Genomic DNA, 23,941 nt, shown 5'->3' with positions numbered 1-23,941 from the left:
GACGCGGTGGGGCGCCGGTTCCAACACCACAAACCACCCTCCTGTTGGGAGTTCACTGTGCCCGAGTTCAAGGAACTGCGCGGCGACCACGTCTTCATCCTCCCGGTCGCCGGCCAGGCCACCGCCGGCACCGCCGACGAGTTCAGCGGGATCGTCGCCCCGTACAACCTCAAGATCACCGCCGTGAAGTGGATCCCGGCTGCCAACGTCACCGCCGACGGCACGAACTACTTCACGCTGAACCTACGCAACCGCAAGGGCGACGCGAGCGGCACCGCGCTGGCCGCGAGTCGGTCGTATGCGGCAACCAACTCGACGGCATTCGTGCCGGAGGCGATGACCCTGTCGGGCACGGCCGCGGACCTGCTCGTCAACGCCGGCGACGTGCTGACCGTCAGCAAGGTCAACACCGGCACCGGTTTGGCCATGCCGGACGGCGTCGTGCAGGTGCACGCGCAGGTGCGTTAGATGACCGCGCAAGCCCGCCCGCACAACGTGACCGCGACCGGGACGGTGTTCACCGGTCCCTGCACGTTCCGCGGCTGCACGATCTTCAGCACGGCCGGCGCCACGGTGACCATCTACGACAACACCGCGGCATCGGGCACCGTGCTGGCGAAGTTCGTGCTGGGCGCCAACGGGCTGCAGAACGTCGACATCGTCGACGGGGTGCGCTGCGACACCGGGGTGCACCTGGTCGCGACCGCGGCCATCGAGGGCAACGTCCGGATCGGCTGATGCCCACCCTGACCCGGGTCGCCAAGACCGCGGCGGCCGCCCTCGAGCACACCTTCTACGTCGGCGAGACCGGCACCGACGCAGCCGGCGCGGTGACCGTGGCCATCACCGACGCCAACGGCGCCGCGATCGCCGGCGGGTCCGGCAATGCCACGTCGGCCGGGCAGGGCCGCTACACCTTCGCCCTGCCCGCGCAGGCGCAGCTGCAGCTGCTGACCGTCGCCTGGTCCGGCACGATCGCCGGCACCGCGGTCACCGAAACCGACCTGGTCGAGATCGTCGGCGGGTTCTTCTTCAGCATCGCCGAGGGCCGCGCGTCGGACTCGTCGCTGTCAAGCCTCACCAAATACCCGACAGCCCGGCTCGTCGCGGCCCGGCTGGAGGTCGAGCAGGAGTGCGAGGAGATCTGCGACCGGGCGTTTGTGCCCCGCTACCGGCGGGCGGTGCTCGACGGCACCGGCACCAGTGACCTGATGCTGGTTGGCGACAACGACATCCGCACGATCCGCGCCGTCCGGATCGCACCCGAGGCCGGCGAGACGTTCGTCGCGTTGACCGCGGCCGAGCTGGCCAAGCTGGTCGTGACCCCCGACCGGGTCGTGACCCGGGTGGACGGTGCGACGTGGACCGAGGGCCGGTCCAACCTCATCATCGAGTACGAGGTTGGTCTAGACCGCCCGCCTGAGGACCTGGTGCGGGCGGCGAAGGTGCGGTTCCGGTCGCTGGCCAACGTCGAGCGCACCAACATCCCGGACCGGGCCATCTCCTTCACCACGGCCGAGGGCGCGTCGTACCGGCTGACCACACCGGACGCCTACGAGACCGGGATCCCGTTCGTCGACGCGGTGTATGCCCGCTACTCGTTGCGGTCCGGCGCCGGCACCGCCGAGGGCGGCCGCGGGGTGCCGGCGTCGCGCACGCTGAACTTCGACCCGCAGCGGTCGTCGCTGTTCCACGGCGGGGTCCGGTAGATGGCCGGCACGAACGCGGTCGCGGCGAAGAAGGCGCTCATCGACGGTCTGGCCGCCGCACCGGATCTGGTCAATGCCGGCGTGCAGGTGGCCTACTCGTACCCGGGACACGACGCCGAGCGGGAACTCATCCACGGCGGCCGGGTCGAAGGGACGCACGACTACCCGGTGTCCGGATCCGGCCCGCGGTTCAAACGCGACGAACAGCTGACGATCAAGCTGCACATCGTGGTCACCAAGCCGGGCGCCACCGTCTACGACGTCGAGGCGCGCTGCGCCGAGATCGGCACCGTGGTCGAAGAGCTGATCGCCGGCGACCCGGATCTCGTCAACGTGCCCCGCTTGCAGTGGACCGGGATCAGCGCCGTCGACCTTGACTCCAGCGAGGAGGACGAGCACGCGATCGGGGTGCTCACCTACGACGTGTTCGCCAAGTCCCGGCTCGACTAACCATCCCCCATCCTTCGAGGGAGCGTGCTGTGCGTGTGACCTATGTCGGGCCGCTGGACGCGGTCGAGTTGGTCGACCTGCACCAGGTCGTGGTGCAGCAAGGCGACACCATCGAAGTGGCCGACGAGCTCGGCGCGCGCCTGGTCGAGCAGCGGTGCTGGGACACCAGCGAGGCCGAGGTGATCGCCTGGGTGGGCGACGACCCGGACCGGGCCGCCCGTCTGCTGGAGGCCGAACGCAACGGCGCGCAGCGCGTCGACCTCGTCGCCCGGCTCGAGCTGATCGCCACGCGGCCCGGCGAGGACGGCCAGGTACCCGCGGGCACCGCCGAGGAAGTGCTGGCGTGGGTCGGCGACGACGTCGACCGAGCTCAGCGCGCGCTGGTCGCCGAGCTGTCCGGCAAGAACCGATCCGGGCTGACCGCCCAGCTGCAGCGGCTGTCGACTAAGGAGGGTGACTGATGGCCATCCCCAGTGGACTGTCCGCCCAGCTGGGCACCGCCGAGGAAGTCACCTTCGGCACGCCGGTCACGGTGGACCGGTTCTTCGAGTTCCGGCCGCCGGCCAACCTCAAGTACGACATCGAGCGGATCGAGTCGCAGGCGCTGCGCTCCGGCGCCCGGGTGCTGCGCTCGGACCGGTGGGCCGCTGGGAAGAAGTCGGTGTCCGGCGACATCGTGATGGAGCTGGCGAACAAGAGCTTCGGCCGGTGGTTCAAGCACGCGTTCGGCGGGGTCGCCAGCGCGCAGCCGGACGCCGGCGGCGCGCCGACGGTGTGGAAGCACACCTTCACCCCCGGGGACATCCCCACCGGGCAGACCATTCAGATCGGTCGTCCCGACACCGGCGGCACGGTCCGACCGTTCACCTACCACGGCTGCAAGGTCTCCGGCTGGAAGATCGAGTCGTCGGTCGGAGAGATCGCCACCGTCACCATGTCGATCCTCGGCGAGGACGAGGACACCTCCACCGCCCTGGCCGCGGTGTCCTATCCGGCCAGCCTGACGCTGATGACGTTCGTGCAGGGCACGCTGACCATCGGCGGCAGCGCCCAGGACGTGATGTCGGCCAGCGTCGAAGGCAACAACGGGTTGGCCGAAGACCGCTACTTCCTCGGCTCGCAGCTGCGCAAGAACCCGCTCGAGTCGAAACTGCGGCCCTACACCGGCAAACTGGACGCCGAGTTCGAGTCGCTGACGGCGTACAACCGGTTCGTCAACGGCACCGAGGCCGAGCTGGTGCTGCTGTTCCAAGGCGCGACGATCGCCACGACCTACAAGTTCGAAACCAAGATCACCGCCAACGTGCGGTTCGACGGTGACACACCCGAGGTCACCGACGGGATCACCAAGCAGGGCCTGCCGTTCAAGGTCGTCGACAACAGCACAACCTCGATCAAGCTGGAGTATCAGACGACGGACACCACCCCGTAGGTGCCTGTCTCATGGTGGCGGTCAAGGTCGTCGGCACGCAGCAGTTCACCGACCTCGCCCACGACTTGAAGCGGCTCGGGCGCCGGGACCTGTTGCGGGAGCTGAGTCGGTCGCTGCGCGCCGGGGCGAAACCGGTCGAGGACGCGATGCGGGCCCGGGTGCAGGGCATGTCCAGCACCGGTTCACGCGGCGGCGCGTCGGCCCGAGCGGCCCGGGCCGCGCAGTTGGTGCGGCGCCGCAAGAACCTCACCGAGAAGGTGAAGCTGGCCGCGCACCGCAGGTCCGGGCTGCGCGCGGCGGTGGCCCGCACGGTGCAGACCCAGGTGCGCACTGCCGGGTCGACGGCGTCGGTGCGGATCCGGTCCAACTCCGCGCTGATGCCCGCCGATCAGCGCAAGCTGCCGCGGCATATGAACAAGGGCCGGTGGCGGCATCCGGTGTTCGGCAACGTCGAGGTGTGGGTGACCCAAACGGTGTCGCCTGATGAGTGGTTCGACCAGCCGGCGCGCCAGGGCGGCCCGGGGGCGCGGGACAAGGCGATCGACACCGTCGGCGACTACGTCGAGAAAACCGTGGGGTAATGCGCATGTCGAAGTTCGTGATGGCCGACGGCCGCGAGTACGAGATCAGCATCCGGCAGATCACCAATCGGGAAGCCGAGCTGCTGGAAACGGTGACCGGCAAGCGGTACCCGCAGCTGAGCGTGGACCTGGTGCAGGGCGGGCCGACCGGCAAGACGGCGTTCCTGTGGCTGGCGATGCGCAAGAGCGGCCGCCACGAGCCGTACGAGGATCTCGAGTTTCCCATGGGGGACACGGTGTTCCACCTGGAGGAAGTGGACCCTACGCAGGCGTCCCCCGCGACGCCGACGGACGCATCGACCTCGCCGGAGTCGACCGGGTCACCGAATGGCCCTCCGTCGCCGCCGAGGTAGCCGCGTACAAACCGCACGCGCTTCGGCTGTGGGGCTGGCATCCATCCGCTGTGGACGACCTGACCCGCGACGACTTCCGGATGGTCAAGGCCGCCATCGACCACGTGCTGGCGAAGGGCCGACAAGGCGGGGGGTGAGATGGCCACCCGCGACCTGATCTTCACCATCCTCGGGATCGACCGCGCCAGCCCCACCTTCGACAAGGTCGGCCGCTCGGTCGACCAGACCGCCAAGAAGCTCGACTCGTTCGGCAAGACCTCGACGGCCGCGCTTGTCGGGACGGTGGGCGCGGCCGCGGCGGCCGGCGCCGGGATTGCCGCGGCCCTGGGTGGGACGGCGCTGCTGGTTGGCGGGCTGGGCGTGGCGGCCGCGGCGTCGAACACCGCGGTGAGCGACTCGTTCACCGACCTGTGGCACAACATCCAGACCGGGACCCGCGAGTCGGCGCAGGTGCTGGTCCCGGGCCTGGTCGGGATCTCCGACCAGCTTGCCGACACCTTCGACGAGGTCCAGCCGCGGCTGGTCGGCATGTTCGCCGACACGATGCCCGGGCTGCAGCACCTGACCGACGGGTTCACCGGGTTCATCCGGGAGACGATGCCCGGGCTGGAGAAGGCGGTCGCCTCGTCCGAGCCGGTGCTGGAGGCCGTCCGGGATGTCGCGATCGACACCGGCAAGGGCGTCACGGACTTCTTCACCGGCGTCTCGAGCGGCTCGGAGTCCTCGGCGCAGATCCTGCGGGTGTTCGGCGGGATCGCCCGCGACGTGCTCGGGTTCACCGGTGACCTGCTGGCCCGGTTGGCCAACGAGGGCGCACCGTCGGTGCAGCGGCTCGGCGAGGTGATCTCCCAGCTGCTCGGTGTCATCACCCAGCTGTCGGCCGGGGCGCTGCCGGTGCTGTTCCAGGCCGCGGGCGCCGGCCTGAACGTGTTCTCCGGCCTGCTGACCATGATCGGCGGGTCGTCGGCCCAGCTCGGTCCGCTCATCGGCCTGGTGATCTCGGCTGGGGTGGCGTTCAAGGCGCTGGACGTGATCACCTTCGGTGGTCTGTCCGCCCAGTTCGGCCGGCTCAAGGCCGAGATCGGCGCCGCGCACACCGTCGGCGGCAAGCTACGCGCCGGTCTGGGTGGCCTGCTGACCGGCATCGGCCCGCTCGGCGTCGCCGCCGGCGGGCTCGGCGTGATGCTCGGCGTGCTCGGTGCGCGCCAGCAGGAGGCCGCGCAGCGGGCCGCCGAGCACCGGGCCCGGATCGAAAGCCTCACCGACGCGCTGGTGGCCAGCGGCGGTGTGATCAACGACAACATCGCGCAGGGCCAGGTCAAGGCGGCGCAGGATGCCGGGCTCTACGAGGTGGTCGGCCGGCTCGGCGTGTCCTCGCGGACCCTGACCGAGGCGCTGCTGGGCAACAAGTCGGCCATCGGCGAGGTCAACGCCGGGTTCGACCGGTTCGGCATCACCATGGGCGGCACCAACCACGTGTTCGCCGAGTCGCTCGACCGGTTCAAGGGCATGAAGGGCCAGGACAGCCTCGGCGGCCTGGCCCGGGTGGCCGTCGAGGCCAAGGGCAAGTTCGGTGAGCTTTCCGGCGGGATGCTGGAGGCCAAGGACGCCGCCGGCGAGATCGCCACCAAGCACCACGAAGCCGCATCCGCCACCGACCGGCACACCGCGGCGATGGCGCGGCTGCAGGAGCAGCTGCTCGGGTTCGTCAACAAGGACCTGGCCTACCGGCAGGCGGTCAACGCCGAGCGGGAGGCGGTCGACCAGGCCGCCGAGGCGGTGCGCAAGAAGGCCGAGGCCGACACGGCGGTCACCGAAACGGTCCGCCAGTACGGCGAGAAGAGTGCCGAGGCCGCCGCGGCGGTCGAGAAGCAGAAGGAGGCGGCCGAGGCGGTCACCGGCGCGAATCTCGGCTGGGAGCAGTCGATGGTCAACACAGTGGCCCGGGCCGGCGAGCTGGCCGAGTCCCAGTACCGCGGGTCGGACGCCGCCGAGGCAGCGCGGCTGCGGGTCGACGCGCAGAACCGGGAGATCATCCGGCTGGCCGAGCTCGCCGGCGACGCCGCGCCACCCGCCCTCCGGCAAATGATCTTGGGGATGGACGCCAGTACCCGGGCTGCGTTGGGTGTCACGTCAACGGTCAACGCCGCCGGCCAGGCCGTGCTGCGGCTGCCCAACGGCAAGGAGATCGTCCTGACCGCCGCCGACCAGGCCACCCCGGTGGTGCGCAACATCAAGACGTCGATGGACCTGATCAAGGACAAGACCGTCACCGTCACGGTGCGGCAGGCCATCCTCAAGGAGGCCCGGTACGGGGGGCTGGAACCCAGCGAGCGCGCCGAAGGTGGCCCGGTCAAGGCGAACCTGCCGTACTGGGTGGGCGAGCGCGGCCCTGAGCTGATCTTCCCGGATCGGGACGGGTTCGTCGCCACCGCGGCGCAGAGCCGGGCGATCGCCGGCGGCCGGGTCGGGTCGGCCGTCGCGGCCGCCGGCGGCGCCACGGTGGTGCTCAACGTGTACGCACCGATCGGATCGCAGCTGGAGCTGCAGAACTGGTTGGCCAGGGGCGTCGACGAGCTCAAGCGGCAGGGCCGGGTCTGATGCTCGCCCCCACCTCGTACAAGGTGCTGGTCGACTGGGACTCCGACGGCGGGCTGCTGCTCGGCGACTGGGAGCGCGACCTCGACGGGTGGACCACCGCGGCCACCGGCACCACGGCGCCGACGGCGGCGCGGTCGACGGTGCGCAGCTACCACGGCTCCGGGTCGCTGCTGGTGACCTGGAGCGCCGGCGGAACCCTCCAACTGGTACAGCCGGCCGTGCTGCCCACGTTCGTCGTCGGCCGCCAGTACACGATGTCGGCGTGGGTGTGGGCGCCGTCATCCGGCGGGATGGGCGCGCTGTGCGCGGTCGCCGGCGTCGCCTCGGGTGTTGCGTCGTCGGCGACCGACCAGTGGACGCAGATCACGCTGACATTCACCGCCACCGCCACCACCCACCAGCTGCAGATCCGGTCGGGCACCACCCCGGCCGGCGGCGAGCAGACCTGGATCGATCACGTCCAGGTCACCGGGCCTGGTGAGGACGTCACCGACCGGGTGCAGTACGGGTCGATCACCATCGAGTACGGCCGCGACCAGGCACGCAGCCTCGCCCCGATCACCCCGGGCCGCGCCCGGTTCGACCTGGACAACAGCTCCCGCGACTACTCGCCGGAGAACGCCTCGTCGCCGCTGGCCGGGCTGCTCGGTCCCGGTCGGGACCTGGTCGTGCAGGCCACACACACCACGCTGCACTCGATGTTCCGCGGCCACATCGACAACTTCGAGATCATCCCCGACCTCGACACCCGGCTAGCCCGGTTCACCGCGCTGGACGGGCTGGCCCGGCTGCGCGACATGCCGGTGTCCACCGCGCTGTACCCGGCGGTGCGCACCGGCGAGGCGGTCGGCCACCTCCTCGACGCGATCGGCTGGCAGGCCGACCGGGACATCGACCCGGGCGCCACCACCATCCGCTGGTGGTGGGAGGAATCCGACGACGCCTACGCCGCCCTGCAGAAGATCGTCGTCGCCGAAGGGCCCGGCGCGTTCGCCCACATCGGCCCCGGCGGCGAGTTCGTCTTCCGCGACCGCCACCACCGGCTCGTGCGCACCGCGTCGACCAGCGTGCAGGCCACGTTCCGCGACACCGGCGCCGCGCCGCTGCACGACCCGCCGCTGTCAGTCGACCTCGGCTGGCGCGACCTGGTCAACCAGGTCACCGGCACGGTCACCGAGCGGGAACCAGCGGGCGAACCGACGTCGGTGTGGACCGACCCGACCGGCTACACCCTCGGTGTCGGACAGTCCCGCACGTTCACCGTCCAGGCCGACAACCCGTTCTGGAACCTGCGCACCCCCACCCAAGGGGGCGTGACCGACACCCCGGCGCCGGACTTCATCCGCACCGGCGGCACCGTCACCGTCACGTTCAACCGCACCTCCGGCCAGGCCGTCGTGATGACCGTGCGCAACGCCGGCGGATCGGCGGTCACCGTGCACTCGATGCGGCTGCGCGCCCACCCGGTCACCACGGTGCGCACCCTGCAGATCAAGGCCGAGGACACCACCAGCATCCAGCGCACCCGCGGGGTCCGGCCGTACCGGCTCGACACGCCGTGGTTGAACCGGGAGGACGCCGCGGCGGTCGCCGACCTGATCCTCGGCCAGCGCGCCGAACGGCTGCCCGTCGTGACGTTCACCGTGGTCAACGCCGACAGCGCCACCCTGACCCAGCAGCTGACCCGCGACCTGTCCGACCGGGTGCACCTCGTCGACGCCGAGACCGGGTTCGACGACGACTGCTACCTCGAGCAGATCAAACACGTGGTGTCCGACCAGGGCGCGCTGGTGACCACCACGCTGTCGTGCGAGAAGGTGCCGACCCTACCCGGCAGCGTGCTCCGCTTCGACGTGGCTGGCGCGGGGTTCGACGACGGGGTGTTCGCCCCCACGGGCATCGACGACCCGACCAAGATCTTCCGGTTCGACACCGCCGGACAAGGGTTCGACCAGGGGCTGTTCGCAACATGACCCGGGGGGAAGGTGATCATGTGGCGACGACGGTGGTGACCGCGGCCGCCCGGGCCTACGTCAACCACGGGCGGTGGCTCGCCGACTGCCCGCGGCCGCACTGCGGCAACGCCATGCTGCTGCAGTTTCAGCCCCGGCAGGAGTTGTTCCACTGCGGCGGGCTGGGCGGCTGCCAGCTGGTCACGCCGGTGGACTGGCCCATCGACGCCGAGGCGATCACCGCCGTGCTCGCGCTGCGCCCGGTTCCGGTCACCCGCAACTGGGCGCCGGCCGGGCACCGCCAGTCGGTCACCACCGGCACGCCGGACGGCCAGACCGTGATCGACCTGCTCGAGGAGAACGTCGAGCACGGCGTGATCTCGTGGGGAGACGAGCGATGACCTGGACCGCTCCCATGACCGCGGTCGCCAACTCGACCCTGACCGCGTCCCAATGGAATATTCACGTCCGGGACAATTTCAACGAAACCGCCCCGGCGAAAGCCACCACCGCCGGCCGCATATTCGTAAGCACCGGGGCGAACGCCATTGCCGAACGGGAACCCATCACCGCGCTCACCGCGGCAAATCAAACCACCACATCGACCAGCTACACCGACCTCGGCGGGACACCCGGCCCGCAAGCGTCCGTGGCGACCGGCACCCGTGCGATGGTGTGGTGGAAAGCCCGCTGCTGGAACAGCACCGCCACCAACTCGGTGCTTATGTCCATCGACGTCTCCGGCGCCAGCACCATCGCCGCGTCCGACACGATCGCCCTGGTGAACACCATCGGCGGCACCGCCCTGGCCGAATCGCAGTGCCAATTCCATTTCTTCGACACGCTCACCGCCGGAACAAACACGTTCACCGCGAAATACCGGGTCGACGCGTCCACCGGGAACTTCATCGACCGGCGGCTCATGGTCATCCCCCTCTGACACACAGCGAGGTGTGAGTGGATGCGGTGCTCACAGCGGCTCTGCAGTCGCTCCCCTCGCTCGGCGTCATGGGTGGCGTCGGATTCGTGCTGCTCCTGCTGCTGCGTCGCGAAGCGTCCACAGAGGAACGGCACACCGCCGAGTTGAAGCGGATCACCGCGGCGCACGACGCCGAGCTGGCCGAACTGAAAGCCGATCTGGCCGATGAGCGCAGGCTGCGCCGCGAGCTGGAAGCCGAGAACCGAGACCTGCGTCGGGGAGGCACCGCGTGACCGATCAGCAGCGCCGCACACTGGTGCGCCGCGTCGGCGAGATCGTGGTCGTGGCCTTGATCGTCTACGTCGCCGTCGACCTGATCGGCGCCCAGTTCCGGGCGGACCGGGCCACCGACGAGAAGACGGTGGCGCAGCGGGACGCCAAGAGCCTGGCCGACCAGGTGGCCGAGGCCTGCGCCAAGGGCGGCTCCACAGCGCTGGAACTCGGCGCGGCCTGCCAGAAAGCGGCCGAGGTGCAGACCGCGATCCCAGGGCCGCCGGGCGAGCCCGGCCAGGCGGGTGCTTCGGGGCCGGCTGGGCCACGCGGTGCACCAGGTCCTCCTGGGCCGATCGGGCCGAAGGGTGACCCCGGCGAGCGGGGCCCGCCGGGCGCACCGGGCACCGATGGGCCGGCGGGTCCGGCAGGCCCACCAGGGGAGGCCGGGCCGCCCGGGCCGCAGGGCGAACCAGGGCCAGCTGGTCCCGCCGGTGAACCAGGCCCGGCCGGCGCCACCGGTCCACCCGGGCCGCCCGGCCCGGCCTGTCCCGACGGCTACGAGCAGCGCGAGGTGCTGCTGATCCCGGCCGACGGTGGGCTGCCGCAGCCGGGCGTCGGCTGCGTACGCACGGAGGAGGGCTGACCCCGATGTTGCTACCCGGCGCCCGATTTGTTGATCTTGGCCCCGACGGCGGCCCGTACGACGACATGCACAACCCCAAGATCTGCTGGCACACCACCGAAGGCACCAGCCTGGCCGGCGCCGAAGCGGCCTACCGCAACTACCCACCGCACCTGGGCTATGACCCGCGGATCCGGGATGTGCGCCAGTACGTCCGGTTGGACCGGCACTCCTACTCGCTGCGCGGCGCGGAGTCCGACGACGAGTACGTCATCCAGATTGAGGTAGTCGGCCGCGCCGCCGAGACACACGCCTGGCCGGACGAGTGGTACCGCAACATCGGCGAGGACCTGATCCGGCCGCTGCGTGACCTGCTCGAAGTGCCGGATGTGCATCTGCGGTTCTACCACGCCGACGAGGGCATCGTGCTCGCCCGGGCCACGTCGCCCATTCGCCTGTCCGACGCCCAACTACGAACCTTCTCCGGGCACATGGGCCACCAGCACGCACCGGCACCCGATGAGCACTGGGATCCGGGCGGGTTCCGCATCGACAAGGCAATCCACTACTCCCAGGAGGATGACATGGGCGGAGAACTCGTCGACGCTGAGGTCAAGTTCGCCGGCGAGCGGCTGGCCGCGGCCGGCGGCGGACGCCTCGCCGACTACTGGTTGGACGCCGCGATCTGGAGTCGGCGCAACAACGTGCTGCTCAACCAGTTGGCCGCTGCGGTCGCTGAGGGCGACCTGGATCCCGACGTGCTCGCCGCCCGGCTCGACACCGCCGTGCGCGAGGCCACCACCACGGCCGTCGTCGAGACGATCCTGCCCGAGGTCCAGCGGATCCGGGCCGCGCTCGAGCAGGACGACACCAGCGAGGCCAAGGCGTTCCTCGACGCACTCGCCGAGCGGCTGCGCCCGGCGGCGTGACCTGAAGGGACAACCGGGGATGTTCACCGCCGTGTTCTGGAAAGACACCGCCGAGCGGGCCCTCAAGACCAGCGCGCAGGTGCTGGCCACCGTGCTCATCGCCGCCGGCACCGGCCTACTCGACACCGACTGGACAGCCGCCCTGTCCACGGCCGGGATGGCCATGGTGCTGTCCGTGCTCACCTCGCTGTGCAGCGAGCTGGTCCATCCCACCGGGACAGCATCACTGCTCATGCTCGGCACCGCCCGGCACAACCGGACAGTGAGAGGAGGACCCACCTGACCGAACCCGATCCCACGCTCGGGCCCCCGGCGACGTCAGTTGACCGACCACTGATCGACCCGCCCACCCTAAGACGCGCGGGGGAGGACGGTGAACATGACGACGAACGCTCCAGCGATCAAGCTGGCAATCCGGTCCGCAGTCTGCTCGCTGCGCGCGACCTGCTCGGCCTGCTGCGCCCGGATCTCCTCCGGAGTCGGTTTCTCGTCTGCCTTGCCAGATACGCTGCGGGTCACGTCGACACCTTCGCGTCGACCTTGGCTAGTTCGGGCTGGTCGTCCAGCGGTACGCCAAATTCCCCGTTCGTGAGGTGGTGCAACTGCGACACGGCCAGCCGACAGGCGTCGTGTCGGCCGCGGTGGTAGGCGTCACCGGTCCGGTCGTATAGCCCCCGATGGTCGTCCCGCTCGGCGACCAGCACCCGCTCTACGGCGGCGGCCATGGCCTGAAATCGGTCGAGCTTGGCCCGCAGGTGTCGTAGCTTGCGCTCGACCGGTTGATCACTCATGCCACTCATGTCATTCCTCCCGCTCGTTTGTTCATCAAGGGGCGGGACAGCTGCCGCCTGAGGCGCCGTCGCTGCCTGGCCATAAGCCGGCGACCAATTCTCTGATGCCGCCGTGCTTCCGGCGTGCCCAGGTCGGATCGGCTCACCAGCTGCTTGAACTCGCGCAGCCGCCGCCACCTACGCCACCACGCGAACAAACCCGTCATCCTCCTGCCAATCGCATGTCTGCGTGGGCTAGCCCATCACGCTCCTATCGGTGCCAGTCCTCAACCATGGTTCCGCAATCGGTACACTTCTGGCCGAACTCATAGAACCCGTCGTCATCCCGCCGATTCACATTGGTGACCTTCTCGTGCGGACAGTCGTCACCCATCCAAACCTTTCTCCAAACTATTGGGTTGATCGACCGAGCTGTCGCTGGAGAACAGCCCTCGGAGTGGGAGTCCGAGGGCTGTCCGGATGCTAGCCATCTGATTTCCGGGGGGAGGGATAGTCCCCATTGTGTGCACTTCACCAAAGGACCCTCGAGTTGAGGGCTCAGATGACTAGCGAAATCGCGCTCCTATGAATGGACCAATGAATCACCTCCCTCACAGCAGAGGCTCGACGACCGTGGGTGTCCATGACACGCCTGAGGTCCGCGCTCTCACGCGGTGATCATTTTCAGGAGCGCGCGTGCCGCGGTCGCCGGAACCAGCAGGACCGGCCGCTCGGTCTCCGGCAATGCGGCGTGTTTAGTGTCTCGGTATCCGACGACCCCCCCGGACGATCCCACCTCCACACAGGCGTCAATCTCGCCGCAACTACAACGTGTTGACCTGCGCCAATTGGTAATCATTGCGTCACCCTCCTCACAGCGATATTTTGATTCCCTTCACGGCCCGCTGGCCGAGAAGTCCCCGCGCACCAGGCGCGACGACGTGCCGGCCGGGCGCAGCGGCTCGGCGTGCGGCTGCACCGGGCTCTCTCCCGGTTGGCCGGGTTGCCGCAGCTCTCCAGCTATCCCCTCGAGCAGGTCCGAAAGCTCGCCGCGCTTCGCATCGCTGAACCGACCGGCCAACCTGTCCTCGGCCGCAGTAATGACACGCAGGACGAGCAATGCCAACACCGCAGCTTCCCGCTCGGCCTCACTGAGTTGATCACCGTTCATCGCCGCGGCCTCACATACTTCGCCCGGCGGGACGACCAGGTGATCTCTTCGCAGTCGTCGCACGTCGTCCACATCACCACCTCCAGGCCCTGCACCGTGACGTGGTTGATGGTGTCGATATGCGGGCACACAACCGGTGGGCGCCGGTAGCTGCCCGGCGGACACAGCGGCTCGGGATTGCCGCCCCCCGCTGTGTCCGCCGAGATCTGGGCGCCGATGGATGCCGCAGCCGCCTGTTGGGCACCCACCGGCGCGAAGGCCGAACCAGAGGAGGACTCGGCTCGGCCCGCCACAGATCGAGCCGGGGGGAGCTCGACTCGACCGGTCATTGGTGGCACCGCATGCGGTGGTTGGCCAGCCGGCCGGCGGCCTCGGTAGCCGTGTCGCCGAACACCGTGGTGTGACACCGCGGTTCCCGGCAGTCCAGCGCCACCCGCTCACGCAGATACACCGGCCGGGCCACCCCCGTGCCCGCCAGGATCACCGCACCATCGCGCCACGCCGCGAACAGATTCTTCGCCAAGCTGCACGTCATGGCCGCCACCGCCTGTGCAGCCGCGAGCCGCGCCACGCCTGAACCCGCTGAACGACACGCCCAGCCGCACATAACACCGGGATGAACAGCACCGCGCCGAGCACCGCGATCACCCGCCACGCCGGGTCCATCTCGATCACGACGTCTCGCCCCCGATGTGCTCACCGGTGATCTTCAATCGCTCGGCCACAGTTTCGCGGATGTTGACGATCAACTGGGTGGCGATCTCATCGGGTAGGAACACTTCATCGCCGTTGCCGATCTTGAGTGCCGCCGGGAGGATGCTGCCGGTGCCGGCCTCGATTAATCCGACCCTGATCGGCACGATGCTGCCGGTGCGGCTGCGGACCTGCACGACGTGTGCTGTTCGCCATCCGGGTGCACTCACGTCGGATCTTCTCCTCACAACACTAGAATCGGCGCTATACGTCTGTAGACGTCATCAGACGTATCGTATCGTTTACGCAGGTCAGACTACGTCTACTGTGCCGGGCATGGGATGGGGCAATCGCGCTGACCGCATCGACCGCGACGGCCCGCAGTTCGTCTGGCAACAGATCGCCGACGACATCACCGCCGAGATCACCGCCGGCGAGCTGCCCGCCGGCAGCAGACTGCCCGCCGAACAAGACCTCGCCGAGATCTATGGCGTCGCCCGCACCACCATCCGCCGTGCGATCGCCGCCCTGGTCGAGCAGGACCTGATCACCGTGCTGCACGGCCGCGGCACATTCGTCTCCGCGCAGCAGTAGCAGGCACGGCCAGCCGGTTGCGGTCACGGCCGGCTCCCGGTGCGCCGTCCCGCCCGATCCGCCGTCACCACCAGACCGACGATGCTGACGGCCAACAAGACCAGGCCGAGCACGGGCCAGAATAGGTCAAACATCTGTCACCTCCTGCACGAGAAGGTGACGGTAAGCCTTAATGCTGTGCAGCCAGTTTGCTAACTGCTAACCCCGCCTATGACCTGGCCTAAGCGGATACTCCAAAGCGGTGACGAAGGCTGCCCAATTCCCACACTCGGGTCCTGAGGCGACCATCCAGTTCGAGCAGAAGCTCCCGGGCAATCGGATCATGGTGCAGTCGTTGCGGCGCGGTGCGCTCGGCAGTGTCGAGGTAGCGGATCGCCTCAAGATCGCAGCGACCATCTTCTTGGGCGTAGGCGCGCGCATGGTCGAAGTGCCAGGCGGCGACCCGGTTGGCGCTATCGAAGACGGTCAGGTCAACGGGTGTGCGGTGTGCGCGCTCGATGGCGGCCGCGCCCTCGCCGAGCTCGACGCCGACTGCGAGCGACCAGGCGGTTACGTTCGTTGGTCCGAAGTGCATCAGCAAGCTGTTCCGCTCGCCGGTCCGGTCGGCGATGCTGCGCGCCTCGGCGACATGGGCCCACGCGTCGTCAGCACGCCCGGACCGGGCGGCCTCGAGCGCCGAGGTGATGTGGAGCAGTCCATAGACCTCGGCGCTGAGCGTCTGGTTCGCGGTCGGATCGGCGACGCTGGCCAGGTCGTCGACCGCGCTGGAAAGGGTGCCGGCGGCGCGGCGGCGGGAGCCGAGGCGCATCAGTGCCAGTGCGTAGTACCAGCGGGCGAATCCGAGGAGGGTTGGATCGCCGAGTCGCCGGGCGGCATCGAGGCCGCGGCGTGCCGCTTCGACGGCCAGCTGCGGGTGACCGAGGTTCTTGGTCATCTCGTAGGCGACGATCCCGGCCTCGACGAGCGCGGTGAGTGCGCGGCGCCGCTCGGATTCATCGCCCGTGGCCGCGGTGATCTGCAGCTCGACGAGCAGCTGGCCAAGCTCGCGGCCGGCGAGCTCGTAGCGCGTGTGGTCGCGGTGTCTGTTGGCGTCGCGAACCGCGAGCTCGAGATCGGCGAGCGGGCGCGGCCGTTGGTCAGGCACGTCGTCGAGGTCGCAGTCCAGCAGCGCGAGCTGGATCGGGGGGATCGTCGCGAGCGCGGTGGCCGAAGGCCCGTCGACTGGGACGTACGGTTCGCCGGTGAGGTCGACGACCGAGCAGCCGAGCGCGGAGGCGATGTCCTCGAGCAGGCCGCGCCTGCTGACCCGGCGCGCACCGGTTTCGATCTGAGACAGGTAGGGCTTGCTGATTCCAGCTAGCCCGGCCGCAGTATCAAGGCTGAGTCCACGGCGACGACGGATCGTGCGAATGCGTCTGCCAATCTCACCATAATCAGGTGCGGGCCTGGCCGTGCGTGGGGACACCTCTACCACCTTCTTCGCCGAGTCTTCCTCTTCGCCGGGCCCCCGGTGGCCAAACCGGGGGCCTTCGCCTCGGCGAAGAAGCGCAAGGTCCAGAGTACGTCCTACTAGACGTACGGTGTCCGCTGAGTCTGATGCGGAATCGGCCGTCTCATGTCGACACTCATTTTTCAGCGTGCTGGGGACACAGCGCGTCGATGGCGAAGAACGTGTAGGTCGCCGAGTGTTCAAGGCCTTCGGCTGTGCCGACCGCAGTCCACAACGCCGGTGTCATGACGCCGCGGTCGAGCTGGGCGCAGAGGGTGTGAGCGGCGGCGATGATGGCCTGCTGCTGCCGCTGGTTGCCGGGCTGGAGTGTGCCGAACGCCTCATGCATGTCGAGCAGACCCTGCTCAGCCTCGGTGGTGGCTAGGGATCCGGGCGGAGCTTGGAACGGCGGCGGCGCGCTGGGCATGCTCGCCAGCACGAGGACTGCGACAACAGCAGCGAAGGCGACGACGGTGCCCGCTATCCACAGCCACGCGGGGATCGTGCGCGAGGGCTCGACCGGTTCGGGTTGGGGGGCGTCGAATCTGGGAACGGGTGGGTATTGGGGATCGGGCAACATGGTGCGCAACTCCTTCGGTCGGGCTACTCATCGTTCGCGATGTCGGGGTTGTGTCATCTGCCGAGCGGTTGTGGTCGGGGTGATGACGCCGGTACGCAGTTGGCAGCAGAGTGCCTTATGGTGTTCCTGTGACTGCTGCAGCGACTCCCGAACCCCGGCGCGGCCGGAGCGGGCCGCCGTTCGCTGACGCGTCCCCGGCCCAGGTGCGCGCCGCCCTCATTCCAGAGGAGGCCGCCGAGTTCGAGCGTGACTGGCGCGCGGCGCTCGCCCGAGCTGCTGAGACACTGGACCTCACCGAGGTGCTGGAGACGCTGGAGTCCTGGCGGCTGGTCGCGCAACTGACGGTCGCGGCCGGCCCGGAGGGTCACCGAGCGATGTACCGCCGAGCAGCCGCCCGGCTGACAGGGGACGATATCCCAGCCGACGAGCCGTTGCCGCGGACTAAGGCCCGGCTGGGCTTGTAGCCGCGCGTGTACGAAGTCACCACCGACGAGCAGTCTCAGGCCCAGATCGACGCCCTTCCGGCTGACGCGCTCGCGCCGTTCGCCGAGGCCCGCGCGGTGCTGGAGCTGGTCCCGTGGAACGGGTTGCCGTATCACCGGCGCCAGCCGGACAGCTCGATGCGGACGCTGACGTTCGGGCCGAGCGGCGAGGGCAAGATCGTGTACTTGATCTTGGAAGATCAGTGCCGGGTCGACCTGCTCGTGGTGCTGTGGCTGGCCTGACTTCAAGGTCGGACCTGCGTCCGTCCTTCCGTCCAGGGTGAGGGCTGGTTGAGGGTGGCCAGCTCGCCGGCGTGCCGGACCGCGGCGAGCTCGGCGAGCATCCGCGCCCGGGCGCCGGCATCGTGGGCGACGTTCGACGCGCGCACGGCGCGGGCCAGGCGGCTGGCCCGCCACGGCACGAACCGGCCGAGCGACAGCTGGGCCACCCGGCGGGCGGCCCGGTCGCGGGTGCGGGCCAGCGCGTCGCGCTCGTCGTCGGCCAACCCCAGCCGCGATAGCAGCCGCTCGCGCAGCTCGCGGCCGACCCGCGCCCAGGTGCCGGCCCGGTGTGCGCGAGCGCGGATCTCGATGCCCAGCGCCAGGTGCAGCATCACCAACCCCAGGCCCGGGCCGAGCGCCACGCGGGCGATGCCGGCGACCGGGCCGGATAGCACCAGCGCCATGTAGCCGGCCAACCCGCACAGCGCCCACACCCAGAACCGGGCCGGGCCCGGGCGGCCGGTGCGCCGCACGCCGGCGCGCATTCCGTACCCGCAGGCGATGAATCCGGCCTCCAGTACGGTGAACATCACGACCCGCTCCGGCAGGTTCGTGATGCCCAGCTCGGCGCCGAAGAACCTCCAGCTCGTGTCGACCGACACGGCCAGGCTCAGCAGGGCGACCAGGTAGAACCCGAACGCGCCGTCCGGCGTCGAACGGACGTCACCAGACGCCGGACGAACCCGTTCGTGGTGTTCGGTGGACACGTCGGCAACGCGTTGGTGGTGTTCGGTGGACGTGTCCGGCTCGGCCGCCGGTGGGCTGGACGGTGCGGACGAATCTCCAAGTTTTGGCGCAGTTTGCACGAGATTGGGAGCAGCAGGTGCGGCGCTGGCCTGGCCGGTTTCGGCGCGCCAGGCGTTCACCGTGGTCGACACGTACGGGCGTTGGGCGTTCCTGGTCGGCACCCCGTGGCCGTCAAGCCACTCCCGGATCATCTCGGTGGTCGCGCCGGGGTTGTGCTCGCAGGCGTAGCGGACCTTGTCGGCCAGGGTGCGGCATCCGGCCAATGCGGCCTGATGGTCGCCGGGGTCGAGGCGGTGGCCGGGGACGTGTCCGTTGCGGCTGGCGGGCGTCGTCGTGGGGCTCATCGCTCGGTAACCTCCTTGGCCGGACGCGGCACCCACGGCTCGCCGCGGACGCGGAACGATGGCGTCCAGGTGTCGCGGGTGGGTGTGTCGGCGCCGGCGATCTTCCGGCCGACGTCGGTGCGGGCGATGCGACTCACCGCCGCCTGCCAGCCGGCGTAGGCGCCCGTGCTCACCCGGGTGCAGCCGAACCGCGCCGCCCGGCCGGTCGAGCTGGGCGACCACGTCAGGTGCCAGCGCCACCCGTCGACCGACCGGCTGACCCACCCGACCAACTGGCCGCGGTAGAGCACCTCGTAGGCGTGCTGGTGGGGCCGCTTGCGCGCCACCACCCATCCGTTGCTGGTGGCGTACTGCGGCTCCGACGGGTAGCCGTACTTGGTGCGGCGAGGTCTGCTGCTCATCGCGGTTCACCGCCGTCCCGGGCAGATCGCTCGAGAGGAGGCTGGTCATCGAGCTGCTGCCCGTACTCGCCGGCCGTGAGGTTGTACAGCGAGTGCAGGGCGAGCCGAAACGCGGAGTGCTGGCCAAGACAGAACTCGAAGCTGCCGCCGCGTGCGTGCATCCTGGCCGCGTCGTCTCGCTGCTCGACGAACTGCTGCTCGAGGAGGACGCACAGCCCCCGGTTGATCGTGATCGTCTCGTCGGTGTTGGCGCGCTGATCCATGCGCCGCAGCGCCTCGTGGATATTCATCGTGGTCCTCCGATGGTGGTGACGGTGGTGGGTGTGCCGGGGTCGGTGGGGATGTGCTGCGGTCGCGGGATCGAGCCCATGAGGTAGCCGAGGAACATGGCGACGAAGGCGGCCGCGCTGAGCAGCAGGACGGCGGCCCGGCCGAGCTTGATCACCGGCGGCCCGTGGTCCTCGTCCAGACGGCGGCGTGACGTGGCGCGATCAGGCGGGGTCAGGTGGATGCGGGCGCTCACCGGGAACCCGCCCGGTGCTGCAGGGTCTTCTCGATCAGGTCAAGCGCGACCCAGCCGACCAGCACGCTGACCAGCCCGAGGATCGGAATGCCCGACCAGACGGCGGCGATCGGGCCGCTGACCATCAACGTGCCGACGAGGGCGTGGCCCCACCACGGCATCCGCCGCCGGCGGGATGGGCGCTGTTCCCGGTGCGTCATCGCGCACCTGCCCGGCGCGAGGAGAAGGGTGCCCGGTCAGACGTGCTGATGACCGGTTCTACCTCGGTGCTTATCCGTCCATAGAGGACTCGGCTTGGGAGAAATCTGGGAGACGATCTTGCTCGTGAGGCCCCGTCAGACCATGGGAGACCAACGCAGACCAACGGCGGGGCGTACCGATATGCCCAGGTCAGAGAGGAAAAGGGAGTAGGACTAGGTGGGCCTAGGAGGACTTGAACCTCCGACCTCTTCGTTATCAGCGAAGCGCTCTAACCGTCTGAGCTATAGGCCCCGGGGTGCGCGGATGAGGGTACCCGACGGGGTCGCGTGGGCCCAAACCAGGACTACTCGCGTTCGGCGAGGGTGACTTCGAGGCCGCCGGCGAGGTCGGCGGAGACGTTGTACACGAAGGCGCCGACGGTGGCGAGGGCGGAGAACAGGACGATGTTGATGGCGCCGACGATGGCGGCGATGCCGAACACGCGGCCGGCGCTGATGAGGGGTTCGGAGTTGGTCTCGTTGCCCTGGAGGAGGTCGGTGGAGATGCCGTTGACCTTGTCCCAGACGCCCATGCCGTCGAGCACCGCGTAGAGGGCGCCGACGGCGACGAGCCAGACGAAGAACAGGGCGACGCCGAGCACCAGGGACAGCTTGAGCACAGACCAGGGGTCGAACCGCTTGATCTGGAGGTTCGCCCGGCGGGGGCCGCGGCCGGGGCGGCGCAGCGCGCTGGGGGTGGCGGCGGTCGCCGGCCGCATGGTGCCGGTGGTGGCGCTGGCGTTCTCGAGGTGGACGGTGGTCCTGGGTGGGCCGGCCGAGTAGCCGCCGGCGTGTGGCGCGGCGTCGCCGTAGAGCCGGGCCGCGGCGGTGCCGGTGACGACGGGTCGCTCGGCCGCGGTCGGGGGGACCGGAACGCTGGCGAGCGGCGGGCGGGGCAGCACTTCGCTGGAGCGGTACTCGGCGGACGTCTCGACCGTCGGCTCCTCGACGGATCCACCCACGCCGGACGCGGCCGGAGCCGGACCCGGCTGGTGCAGGTACACGGCGTCGTTGTTCACCCGCTGCCACGGTGGCGGCACGGTGGCGTGACCGAGCTCGAGCTCGTCCTCCAGGTCGGGACCGGACCGCGTCACCTCGGACCGGCCGTTGGATCCGCTCGTGTCCGGATCCGACGCGGGCTGCTCCGCCTTGGCGTCGTCATCGGTGGCCAGGATCGTGGTCCGTTCGGCCTGCGGGTCCACGCCGCTGTCGGTGCGACTCGGCTTCTCGGATGGTGTCACGAGCGTCCCCTACCCATGTCGCGCTTACTGCGGGGGCTCCGCGGCCCCGCCGTTTCCGTTGCCGTTGGCGTCAGAAGGTTCTTCCGCACTCCGCGCGATTGCCACGAGGGTGGCGCCGGCACCCAGGTTCATCAACCGCACTCCCTTCGTCTGCCTGCCGGCCTTGCGTACCTCCTTGGCCGTGGTCCGGATGACCCCGCCCGTCGAGGTGATGGCGAACAGCTCGTCGTCGATGTCGACGATGAGTGCTCCCACCAGCCTGCCACGCCTGGAGTCATGTTGGATGGTGAGCACGCCCTTGCCACCCCGACCTTGCACGGAGTAGTCCTCCATCGGAGTCCGCTTCGCATAGCCGCCATCCGTCGCGACCAGGACAAACGTGCCCTCGCGCACCACGCCGAGGGTGAGCAGCTCGTCGCCGGCGTTGAACCGCATCCCCAACACGCCCGACGTGGCCCGGCCCATCGGCCGCAGCGCGTCGTCGGTGGCGTGGAACCGGATCGACTGCCCACCGGCGGACACGAGCAACAGGTCGTCATCGGCCGAGCACAGCACGGCGCCGACCAGCTCGTCGTCCTCACGCAGGTTGATACCGATGAGGCCACCGGTTCGGTTGCTGTCGAAGTCGGACAGCCTGCTCTTCTTCACCAGCCCGCTCTTGGTGGCCAGCACCAGGTACGGCGCGGCCTCGTAGTCCTTGATCTGAATGACCTGGGCGATGTGCTCGTCGGGCTGGAACGCCAGCAGGTTCGCCACGTGCTGGCCGCGGGCGTTGCGGTTGGCCTCGGGCAGCTCGTAGGCCTTGGCCCGGTACACCCGCCCCTTGTTGGTGAAGAACAGGATCCAGTCGTGCGTGGAGCACACGAAGAAGTGCGCCACGATGTCGTCCTGCTTGAGCCCCGCGCCCTGCACGCCCTTGCCGCCGCGCTTCTGCGCCCGGTACAGGTCGGTCTTGGTGCGCTTGGCATACCCCGTGCGGGTGATCGTGACGACGACGTCCTCGACGGCGATCAGGTCCTCGACGGACACCTCGCCGTCGTAGGGGATGATCCGGGTGCGCCGCTCGTCGCCGTGCTTGTCGACGATGGCCATCAGCTCGTCGCGGACGATCGTGCGCTGCCGCTCCGGGTTGGCCAGGATGTCCTGCAGGTCGGCGATGACCCGCTCGATCTCGGCCAGCTCGTCGATGATCTTCTGTCGCTCCAGGGCGGCCAGCCGGCGCAGCTGCATCTCCAGGATGGCGTTGGCCTGGATCTCGTCGACGTCGAGCAGCTCGATCAGGCCGGTGCGCGCCACGTCGACCGTGGCCGAGCGCCGGATCAGCGCGATGACCTCGTCCAGCGCGTCGAGCGCCTTGACCAGGCCGCGCAGGATGTGGGCCCGCTCCTCGGCCTTGCGCAGCCGGTACCGGGTGCGCCGGACGATGACCTCGACCTGGTGGCGGACGTAGTGCCGGATCATCTGGTCCAGCCGCAGCGTCCGCGGCACACCGTCGACAAGGGCCAGCATGTTCACGCCGAAGTTGTGCTGCAGCTGGGTGTGCTTGTACAGATTGTTGAGCACGACCTTGGCGACCGCGTCCCGCTTGAGCGTGATCACGATGCGCATTCCGTTGCGCTTGTTGGAATGGTCGTCGACGTTGGCGATGCCGGCGATCTTCCCGTCCCGGACGAGCTGGGCGATGTTCTCGATCAGGTTGTCCGGGTTGACCTGGTAGGGCAGCTCGGTGACGACGAGAATCGTGCGCCCCTTGCCGTCCTCCTCGGCCTCGACCACGGCGCGCATCCGGATCGAGCCGCGGCCGGTGCGGTAGGCGTCCTCGATGCCCTGCGTGCCGAGGATCAGGGCGTGGGTCGGGAAGTCCGGCCCCTTGATCCGCTTCATCAGCGCGGCCAACGTCTCCTCGTCGGAGGCGTCCCAGTTCTCCAGCGCCCAGACCACACCCGAGGCGACCTCGCGCAGGTTGTGCGACGGGATGTTGGTCGCCATCCCCACCGCGATCCCGCCGCTGCCGTTGACCAGCAGGTTGGGGATGCGCGACGGCAGGACCGTTGGCTCCTGGGTCTTGCCGTCGTAGTTGTCGGTGAAGTCGACGGTCTCCTCGTCGATGTCCTGCAGCATCGCCAGCGCGAGGGGCGCCATGCGGGCCTCGGTGTACCGCATGGCCGCCTGCGGGTCGTTGCCCGGCGAGCCGAAGTTGCCCTGCCCGTCGATCAGCGGGTAGCGCATGGACCACGGCTGGGCCAGCCGCACCAGCGCGTCGTAGATCGCCGAGTCGCCGTGCGGGTGGTAGTTGCCCATCACGTCGCCGACGATCCGCGAGCACTTGACGTGGCTGCGGTCGGGCCGAAGACCGGTGTCGTGCATGGAGTACAGCACGCGGCGGTGCACGGGCTTGAGCCCGTCGCGAACGTCCGGCAGGGCGCGGGCGACGATCACGCTCATCGCGTAGTCGATGTAGGAGCGCTGCATCTCCTGCTGGATGTCGACCGGTTCGACGCGATCGCCCTCGGGCGGCACGGTTGTTTCCGTCACGGCGTGGAGGTTCCTTCCGTAACCCAGCT

General features: G+C 69.4%; 35 protein-coding genes and 1 tRNA gene. 19 read left to right on the top strand and 17 right to left on the bottom strand.

Features of this window, described 5'->3' with window-relative positions; all coding sequences use genetic code 11:
* Positions 1–57: 57 nt before the first annotated feature.
* The 16 genes from VGX25_RS04045 to VGX25_RS03970 all read left to right on the top strand — a co-directional run bounded on the left by VGX25_RS04045 (position 58) and on the right by VGX25_RS03970 (position 12,104).
* Positions 58–468 (top strand): hypothetical protein, encoded by a 411-nt coding sequence (locus VGX25_RS04045; protein WP_326916210.1) that lies wholly within the window; start codon positions 58–60, stop codon positions 466–468.
* On the top strand, positions 469–738 hold the full coding sequence (locus tag VGX25_RS04040) for a hypothetical protein (RefSeq protein ID WP_326916209.1): 270 nt from the start codon (positions 469–471) through the stop codon (positions 736–738).
* Positions 738–1,709, top strand: coding sequence for a hypothetical protein (locus VGX25_RS04035; protein ID WP_326916208.1), 972 nt, complete (start codon positions 738–740; stop codon positions 1,707–1,709). The genes VGX25_RS04040 and VGX25_RS04035 overlap by 1 nt, the downstream gene beginning before the upstream one ends.
* Positions 1,710–2,159, top strand: coding sequence for a hypothetical protein (locus tag VGX25_RS04030; RefSeq protein ID WP_326916207.1), 450 nt, complete (start codon positions 1,710–1,712; stop codon positions 2,157–2,159).
* Positions 2,160–2,188: 29 nt separating this feature from the next.
* On the top strand, positions 2,189–2,620 hold the full coding sequence (locus VGX25_RS04025; protein ID WP_326916206.1) for a hypothetical protein: 432 nt from the start codon (positions 2,189–2,191) through the stop codon (positions 2,618–2,620).
* The gene (locus VGX25_RS04020; protein ID WP_326916205.1) at positions 2,620–3,591 is read left to right on the top strand and encodes a phage tail tube protein; all 972 of its coding nucleotides are present in this window, start codon (positions 2,620–2,622) and stop codon (positions 3,589–3,591) included. Before VGX25_RS04025 ends, VGX25_RS04020 begins: the two co-directional genes overlap by 1 nt.
* Positions 3,592–3,602: 11 nt before the next feature.
* The gene (locus VGX25_RS04015; RefSeq protein ID WP_326916204.1) at positions 3,603–4,172 is read left to right on the top strand and encodes a hypothetical protein; all 570 of its coding nucleotides are present in this window, start codon (positions 3,603–3,605) and stop codon (positions 4,170–4,172) included.
* Between the two features lie 5 nt (positions 4,173–4,177).
* On the top strand, positions 4,178–4,525 hold the full coding sequence (locus VGX25_RS04010) for a hypothetical protein (protein ID WP_326916203.1): 348 nt from the start codon (positions 4,178–4,180) through the stop codon (positions 4,523–4,525).
* A gap of 138 nt (positions 4,526–4,663) precedes the next feature.
* Positions 4,664–7,126, top strand: coding sequence for a hypothetical protein (locus VGX25_RS04005; RefSeq protein ID WP_326916202.1), 2,463 nt, complete (start codon positions 4,664–4,666; stop codon positions 7,124–7,126).
* Positions 7,126–9,099 (top strand): hypothetical protein, encoded by a 1,974-nt coding sequence (locus tag VGX25_RS04000; protein ID WP_326916201.1) that lies wholly within the window; start codon positions 7,126–7,128, stop codon positions 9,097–9,099. The genes VGX25_RS04005 and VGX25_RS04000 overlap by 1 nt, the downstream gene beginning before the upstream one ends.
* A 20-nt stretch (positions 9,100–9,119) precedes the next feature.
* Positions 9,120–9,479, top strand: coding sequence for a hypothetical protein (locus VGX25_RS03995; protein WP_326916200.1), 360 nt, complete (start codon positions 9,120–9,122; stop codon positions 9,477–9,479).
* On the top strand, positions 9,476–10,018 hold the full coding sequence (locus VGX25_RS03990; protein WP_326916199.1) for a hypothetical protein: 543 nt from the start codon (positions 9,476–9,478) through the stop codon (positions 10,016–10,018). The genes VGX25_RS03995 and VGX25_RS03990 overlap by 4 nt, the downstream gene beginning before the upstream one ends.
* Positions 10,019–10,035: 17 nt before the next feature.
* The gene (locus VGX25_RS03985; RefSeq protein WP_326916198.1) at positions 10,036–10,290 is read left to right on the top strand and encodes a hypothetical protein; all 255 of its coding nucleotides are present in this window, start codon (positions 10,036–10,038) and stop codon (positions 10,288–10,290) included.
* Positions 10,287–10,913 carry a hypothetical protein gene (locus VGX25_RS03980; RefSeq protein WP_326916197.1) on the top strand — a complete coding sequence of 209 codons (627 nt, stop codon included), beginning with the start codon at positions 10,287–10,289 and terminating at the stop codon, positions 10,911–10,913. Before VGX25_RS03985 ends, VGX25_RS03980 begins: the two co-directional genes overlap by 4 nt.
* Positions 10,914–10,918: 5 nt before the next feature.
* Positions 10,919–11,821 (top strand): hypothetical protein, encoded by a 903-nt coding sequence (locus tag VGX25_RS03975; RefSeq protein WP_326916196.1) that lies wholly within the window; start codon positions 10,919–10,921, stop codon positions 11,819–11,821.
* Between the two features lie 19 nt (positions 11,822–11,840).
* Positions 11,841–12,104: a holin gene (locus VGX25_RS03970; protein ID WP_326916195.1), complete on the top strand. Its 264-nt coding sequence runs from the start codon at positions 11,841–11,843 to the stop codon at positions 12,102–12,104.
* 68 nt (positions 12,105–12,172) lie between these two features.
* Here VGX25_RS03970 and VGX25_RS03965 read toward each other — a convergent pair whose 3' ends face one another.
* The 7 genes from VGX25_RS03965 to VGX25_RS03935 form a co-directional block, all read right to left on the bottom strand.
* A complete protein-coding gene (locus tag VGX25_RS03965) occupies positions 12,173–12,340 on the bottom strand; it encodes a hypothetical protein (protein ID WP_326916194.1) in 168 nt (55 codons plus the stop codon).
* Complete coding sequence (locus VGX25_RS03960; protein ID WP_326916193.1) at positions 12,337–12,612, bottom strand: hypothetical protein; 276 nt, start codon at positions 12,610–12,612, stop codon at positions 12,337–12,339. Before VGX25_RS03960 ends, VGX25_RS03965 begins: the two co-directional genes overlap by 4 nt.
* Before the next feature lie 646 nt (positions 12,613–13,258).
* On the bottom strand, positions 13,259–13,450 hold the full coding sequence (locus tag VGX25_RS03955; protein ID WP_326916192.1) for a DUF397 domain-containing protein: 192 nt from the start codon (positions 13,448–13,450) through the stop codon (positions 13,259–13,261).
* Positions 13,451–13,486: 36 nt separating this feature from the next.
* Entirely contained in the window at positions 13,487–13,834 is a 348-nt protein-coding gene (locus VGX25_RS03950; protein ID WP_326916191.1) for a hypothetical protein, read from the bottom strand.
* Between the two features lie 253 nt (positions 13,835–14,087).
* Positions 14,088–14,297, bottom strand: coding sequence for a hypothetical protein (locus VGX25_RS03945; RefSeq protein WP_326916190.1), 210 nt, complete (start codon positions 14,295–14,297; stop codon positions 14,088–14,090).
* Positions 14,294–14,437: a hypothetical protein gene (locus VGX25_RS03940; RefSeq protein ID WP_326916189.1), complete on the bottom strand. Its 144-nt coding sequence runs from the start codon at positions 14,435–14,437 to the stop codon at positions 14,294–14,296. Before VGX25_RS03940 ends, VGX25_RS03945 begins: the two co-directional genes overlap by 4 nt.
* Positions 14,434–14,685 carry a hypothetical protein gene (locus VGX25_RS03935; protein ID WP_326916188.1) on the bottom strand — a complete coding sequence of 84 codons (252 nt, stop codon included), beginning with the start codon at positions 14,683–14,685 and terminating at the stop codon, positions 14,434–14,436. The genes VGX25_RS03940 and VGX25_RS03935 overlap by 4 nt, the downstream gene beginning before the upstream one ends.
* Before the next feature lie 106 nt (positions 14,686–14,791).
* Here VGX25_RS03935 and VGX25_RS03930 point away from each other — a divergent pair, with 106 nt between their 5' ends.
* Positions 14,792–15,049, top strand: coding sequence for a GntR family transcriptional regulator (locus tag VGX25_RS03930; RefSeq protein WP_326916187.1), 258 nt, complete (start codon positions 14,792–14,794; stop codon positions 15,047–15,049).
* 220 nt (positions 15,050–15,269) lie between these two features.
* On the opposite strand, the gene VGX25_RS03925 is transcribed toward VGX25_RS03930, so the two are convergent.
* Both VGX25_RS03925 and VGX25_RS03920 read right to left on the bottom strand, forming a co-directional pair.
* Positions 15,270–16,514, bottom strand: coding sequence for a helix-turn-helix domain-containing protein (locus VGX25_RS03925; RefSeq protein ID WP_326916186.1), 1,245 nt, complete (start codon positions 16,512–16,514; stop codon positions 15,270–15,272).
* Between the two features lie 160 nt (positions 16,515–16,674).
* Complete coding sequence (locus tag VGX25_RS03920) at positions 16,675–17,118, bottom strand: DUF732 domain-containing protein (protein WP_326916185.1); 444 nt, start codon at positions 17,116–17,118, stop codon at positions 16,675–16,677.
* A gap of 128 nt (positions 17,119–17,246) precedes the next feature.
* On the opposite strand from VGX25_RS03920, the gene VGX25_RS03915 reads away from it, so the two are divergent.
* Together VGX25_RS03915 and VGX25_RS03910 are read left to right on the top strand one after the other, a co-directional pair.
* Positions 17,247–17,582 (top strand): DUF6247 family protein, encoded by a 336-nt coding sequence (locus tag VGX25_RS03915; RefSeq protein ID WP_326916184.1) that lies wholly within the window; start codon positions 17,247–17,249, stop codon positions 17,580–17,582.
* A 6-nt stretch (positions 17,583–17,588) separates the two neighbouring features.
* Positions 17,589–17,843 carry a hypothetical protein gene (locus tag VGX25_RS03910; protein WP_326916183.1) on the top strand — a complete coding sequence of 85 codons (255 nt, stop codon included), beginning with the start codon at positions 17,589–17,591 and terminating at the stop codon, positions 17,841–17,843.
* A 2-nt stretch (positions 17,844–17,845) separates the two neighbouring features.
* Here the strand turns inward: VGX25_RS03910 and VGX25_RS03905 are convergent, their stop codons facing one another.
* The 8 genes from VGX25_RS03905 to gyrA all read right to left on the bottom strand — a co-directional run bounded on the left by VGX25_RS03905 (position 17,846) and on the right by gyrA (position 23,912).
* Complete coding sequence (locus VGX25_RS03905; protein WP_326916182.1) at positions 17,846–18,973, bottom strand: hypothetical protein; 1,128 nt, start codon at positions 18,971–18,973, stop codon at positions 17,846–17,848.
* Complete coding sequence (locus VGX25_RS03900; protein WP_326916181.1) at positions 18,970–19,374, bottom strand: hypothetical protein; 405 nt, start codon at positions 19,372–19,374, stop codon at positions 18,970–18,972. The genes VGX25_RS03905 and VGX25_RS03900 overlap by 4 nt, the downstream gene beginning before the upstream one ends.
* Positions 19,371–19,664, bottom strand: a complete 294-nt coding sequence (locus VGX25_RS03895; RefSeq protein ID WP_326916180.1) for a hypothetical protein — start codon at positions 19,662–19,664, stop codon at positions 19,371–19,373. Before VGX25_RS03895 ends, VGX25_RS03900 begins: the two co-directional genes overlap by 4 nt.
* Positions 19,661–19,897, bottom strand: coding sequence for a hypothetical protein (locus VGX25_RS03890; protein WP_326916179.1), 237 nt, complete (start codon positions 19,895–19,897; stop codon positions 19,661–19,663). The genes VGX25_RS03895 and VGX25_RS03890 overlap by 4 nt, the downstream gene beginning before the upstream one ends.
* Complete coding sequence (locus VGX25_RS03885) at positions 19,894–20,097, bottom strand: hypothetical protein (RefSeq protein WP_326916178.1); 204 nt, start codon at positions 20,095–20,097, stop codon at positions 19,894–19,896. Before VGX25_RS03885 ends, VGX25_RS03890 begins: the two co-directional genes overlap by 4 nt.
* Positions 20,098–20,315: 218 nt before the next feature.
* Positions 20,316–20,389: transfer RNA gene (locus VGX25_RS03880), tRNA-Ile, on the bottom strand.
* A 52-nt stretch (positions 20,390–20,441) separates the two neighbouring features.
* On the bottom strand, positions 20,442–21,230 hold the full coding sequence (locus VGX25_RS03875) for a DUF3566 domain-containing protein (RefSeq protein ID WP_414635711.1): 789 nt from the start codon (positions 21,228–21,230) through the stop codon (positions 20,442–20,444).
* A 171-nt stretch (positions 21,231–21,401) separates the two neighbouring features.
* The gene (gene gyrA / locus VGX25_RS03870; RefSeq protein ID WP_326916176.1) at positions 21,402–23,912 is read right to left on the bottom strand and encodes a DNA gyrase subunit A; all 2,511 of its coding nucleotides are present in this window, start codon (positions 23,910–23,912) and stop codon (positions 21,402–21,404) included.
* Positions 23,913–23,941 lie beyond the last annotated feature (29 nt).

The sequence above is a fragment of the Actinophytocola sp. genome, from assembly GCF_035942955.1.
Lineage (GTDB): Bacteria > Actinomycetota > Actinomycetes > Mycobacteriales > Pseudonocardiaceae > DASYTH01.
This window is presented reverse-complemented; position numbering and strand designations above follow the sequence as displayed.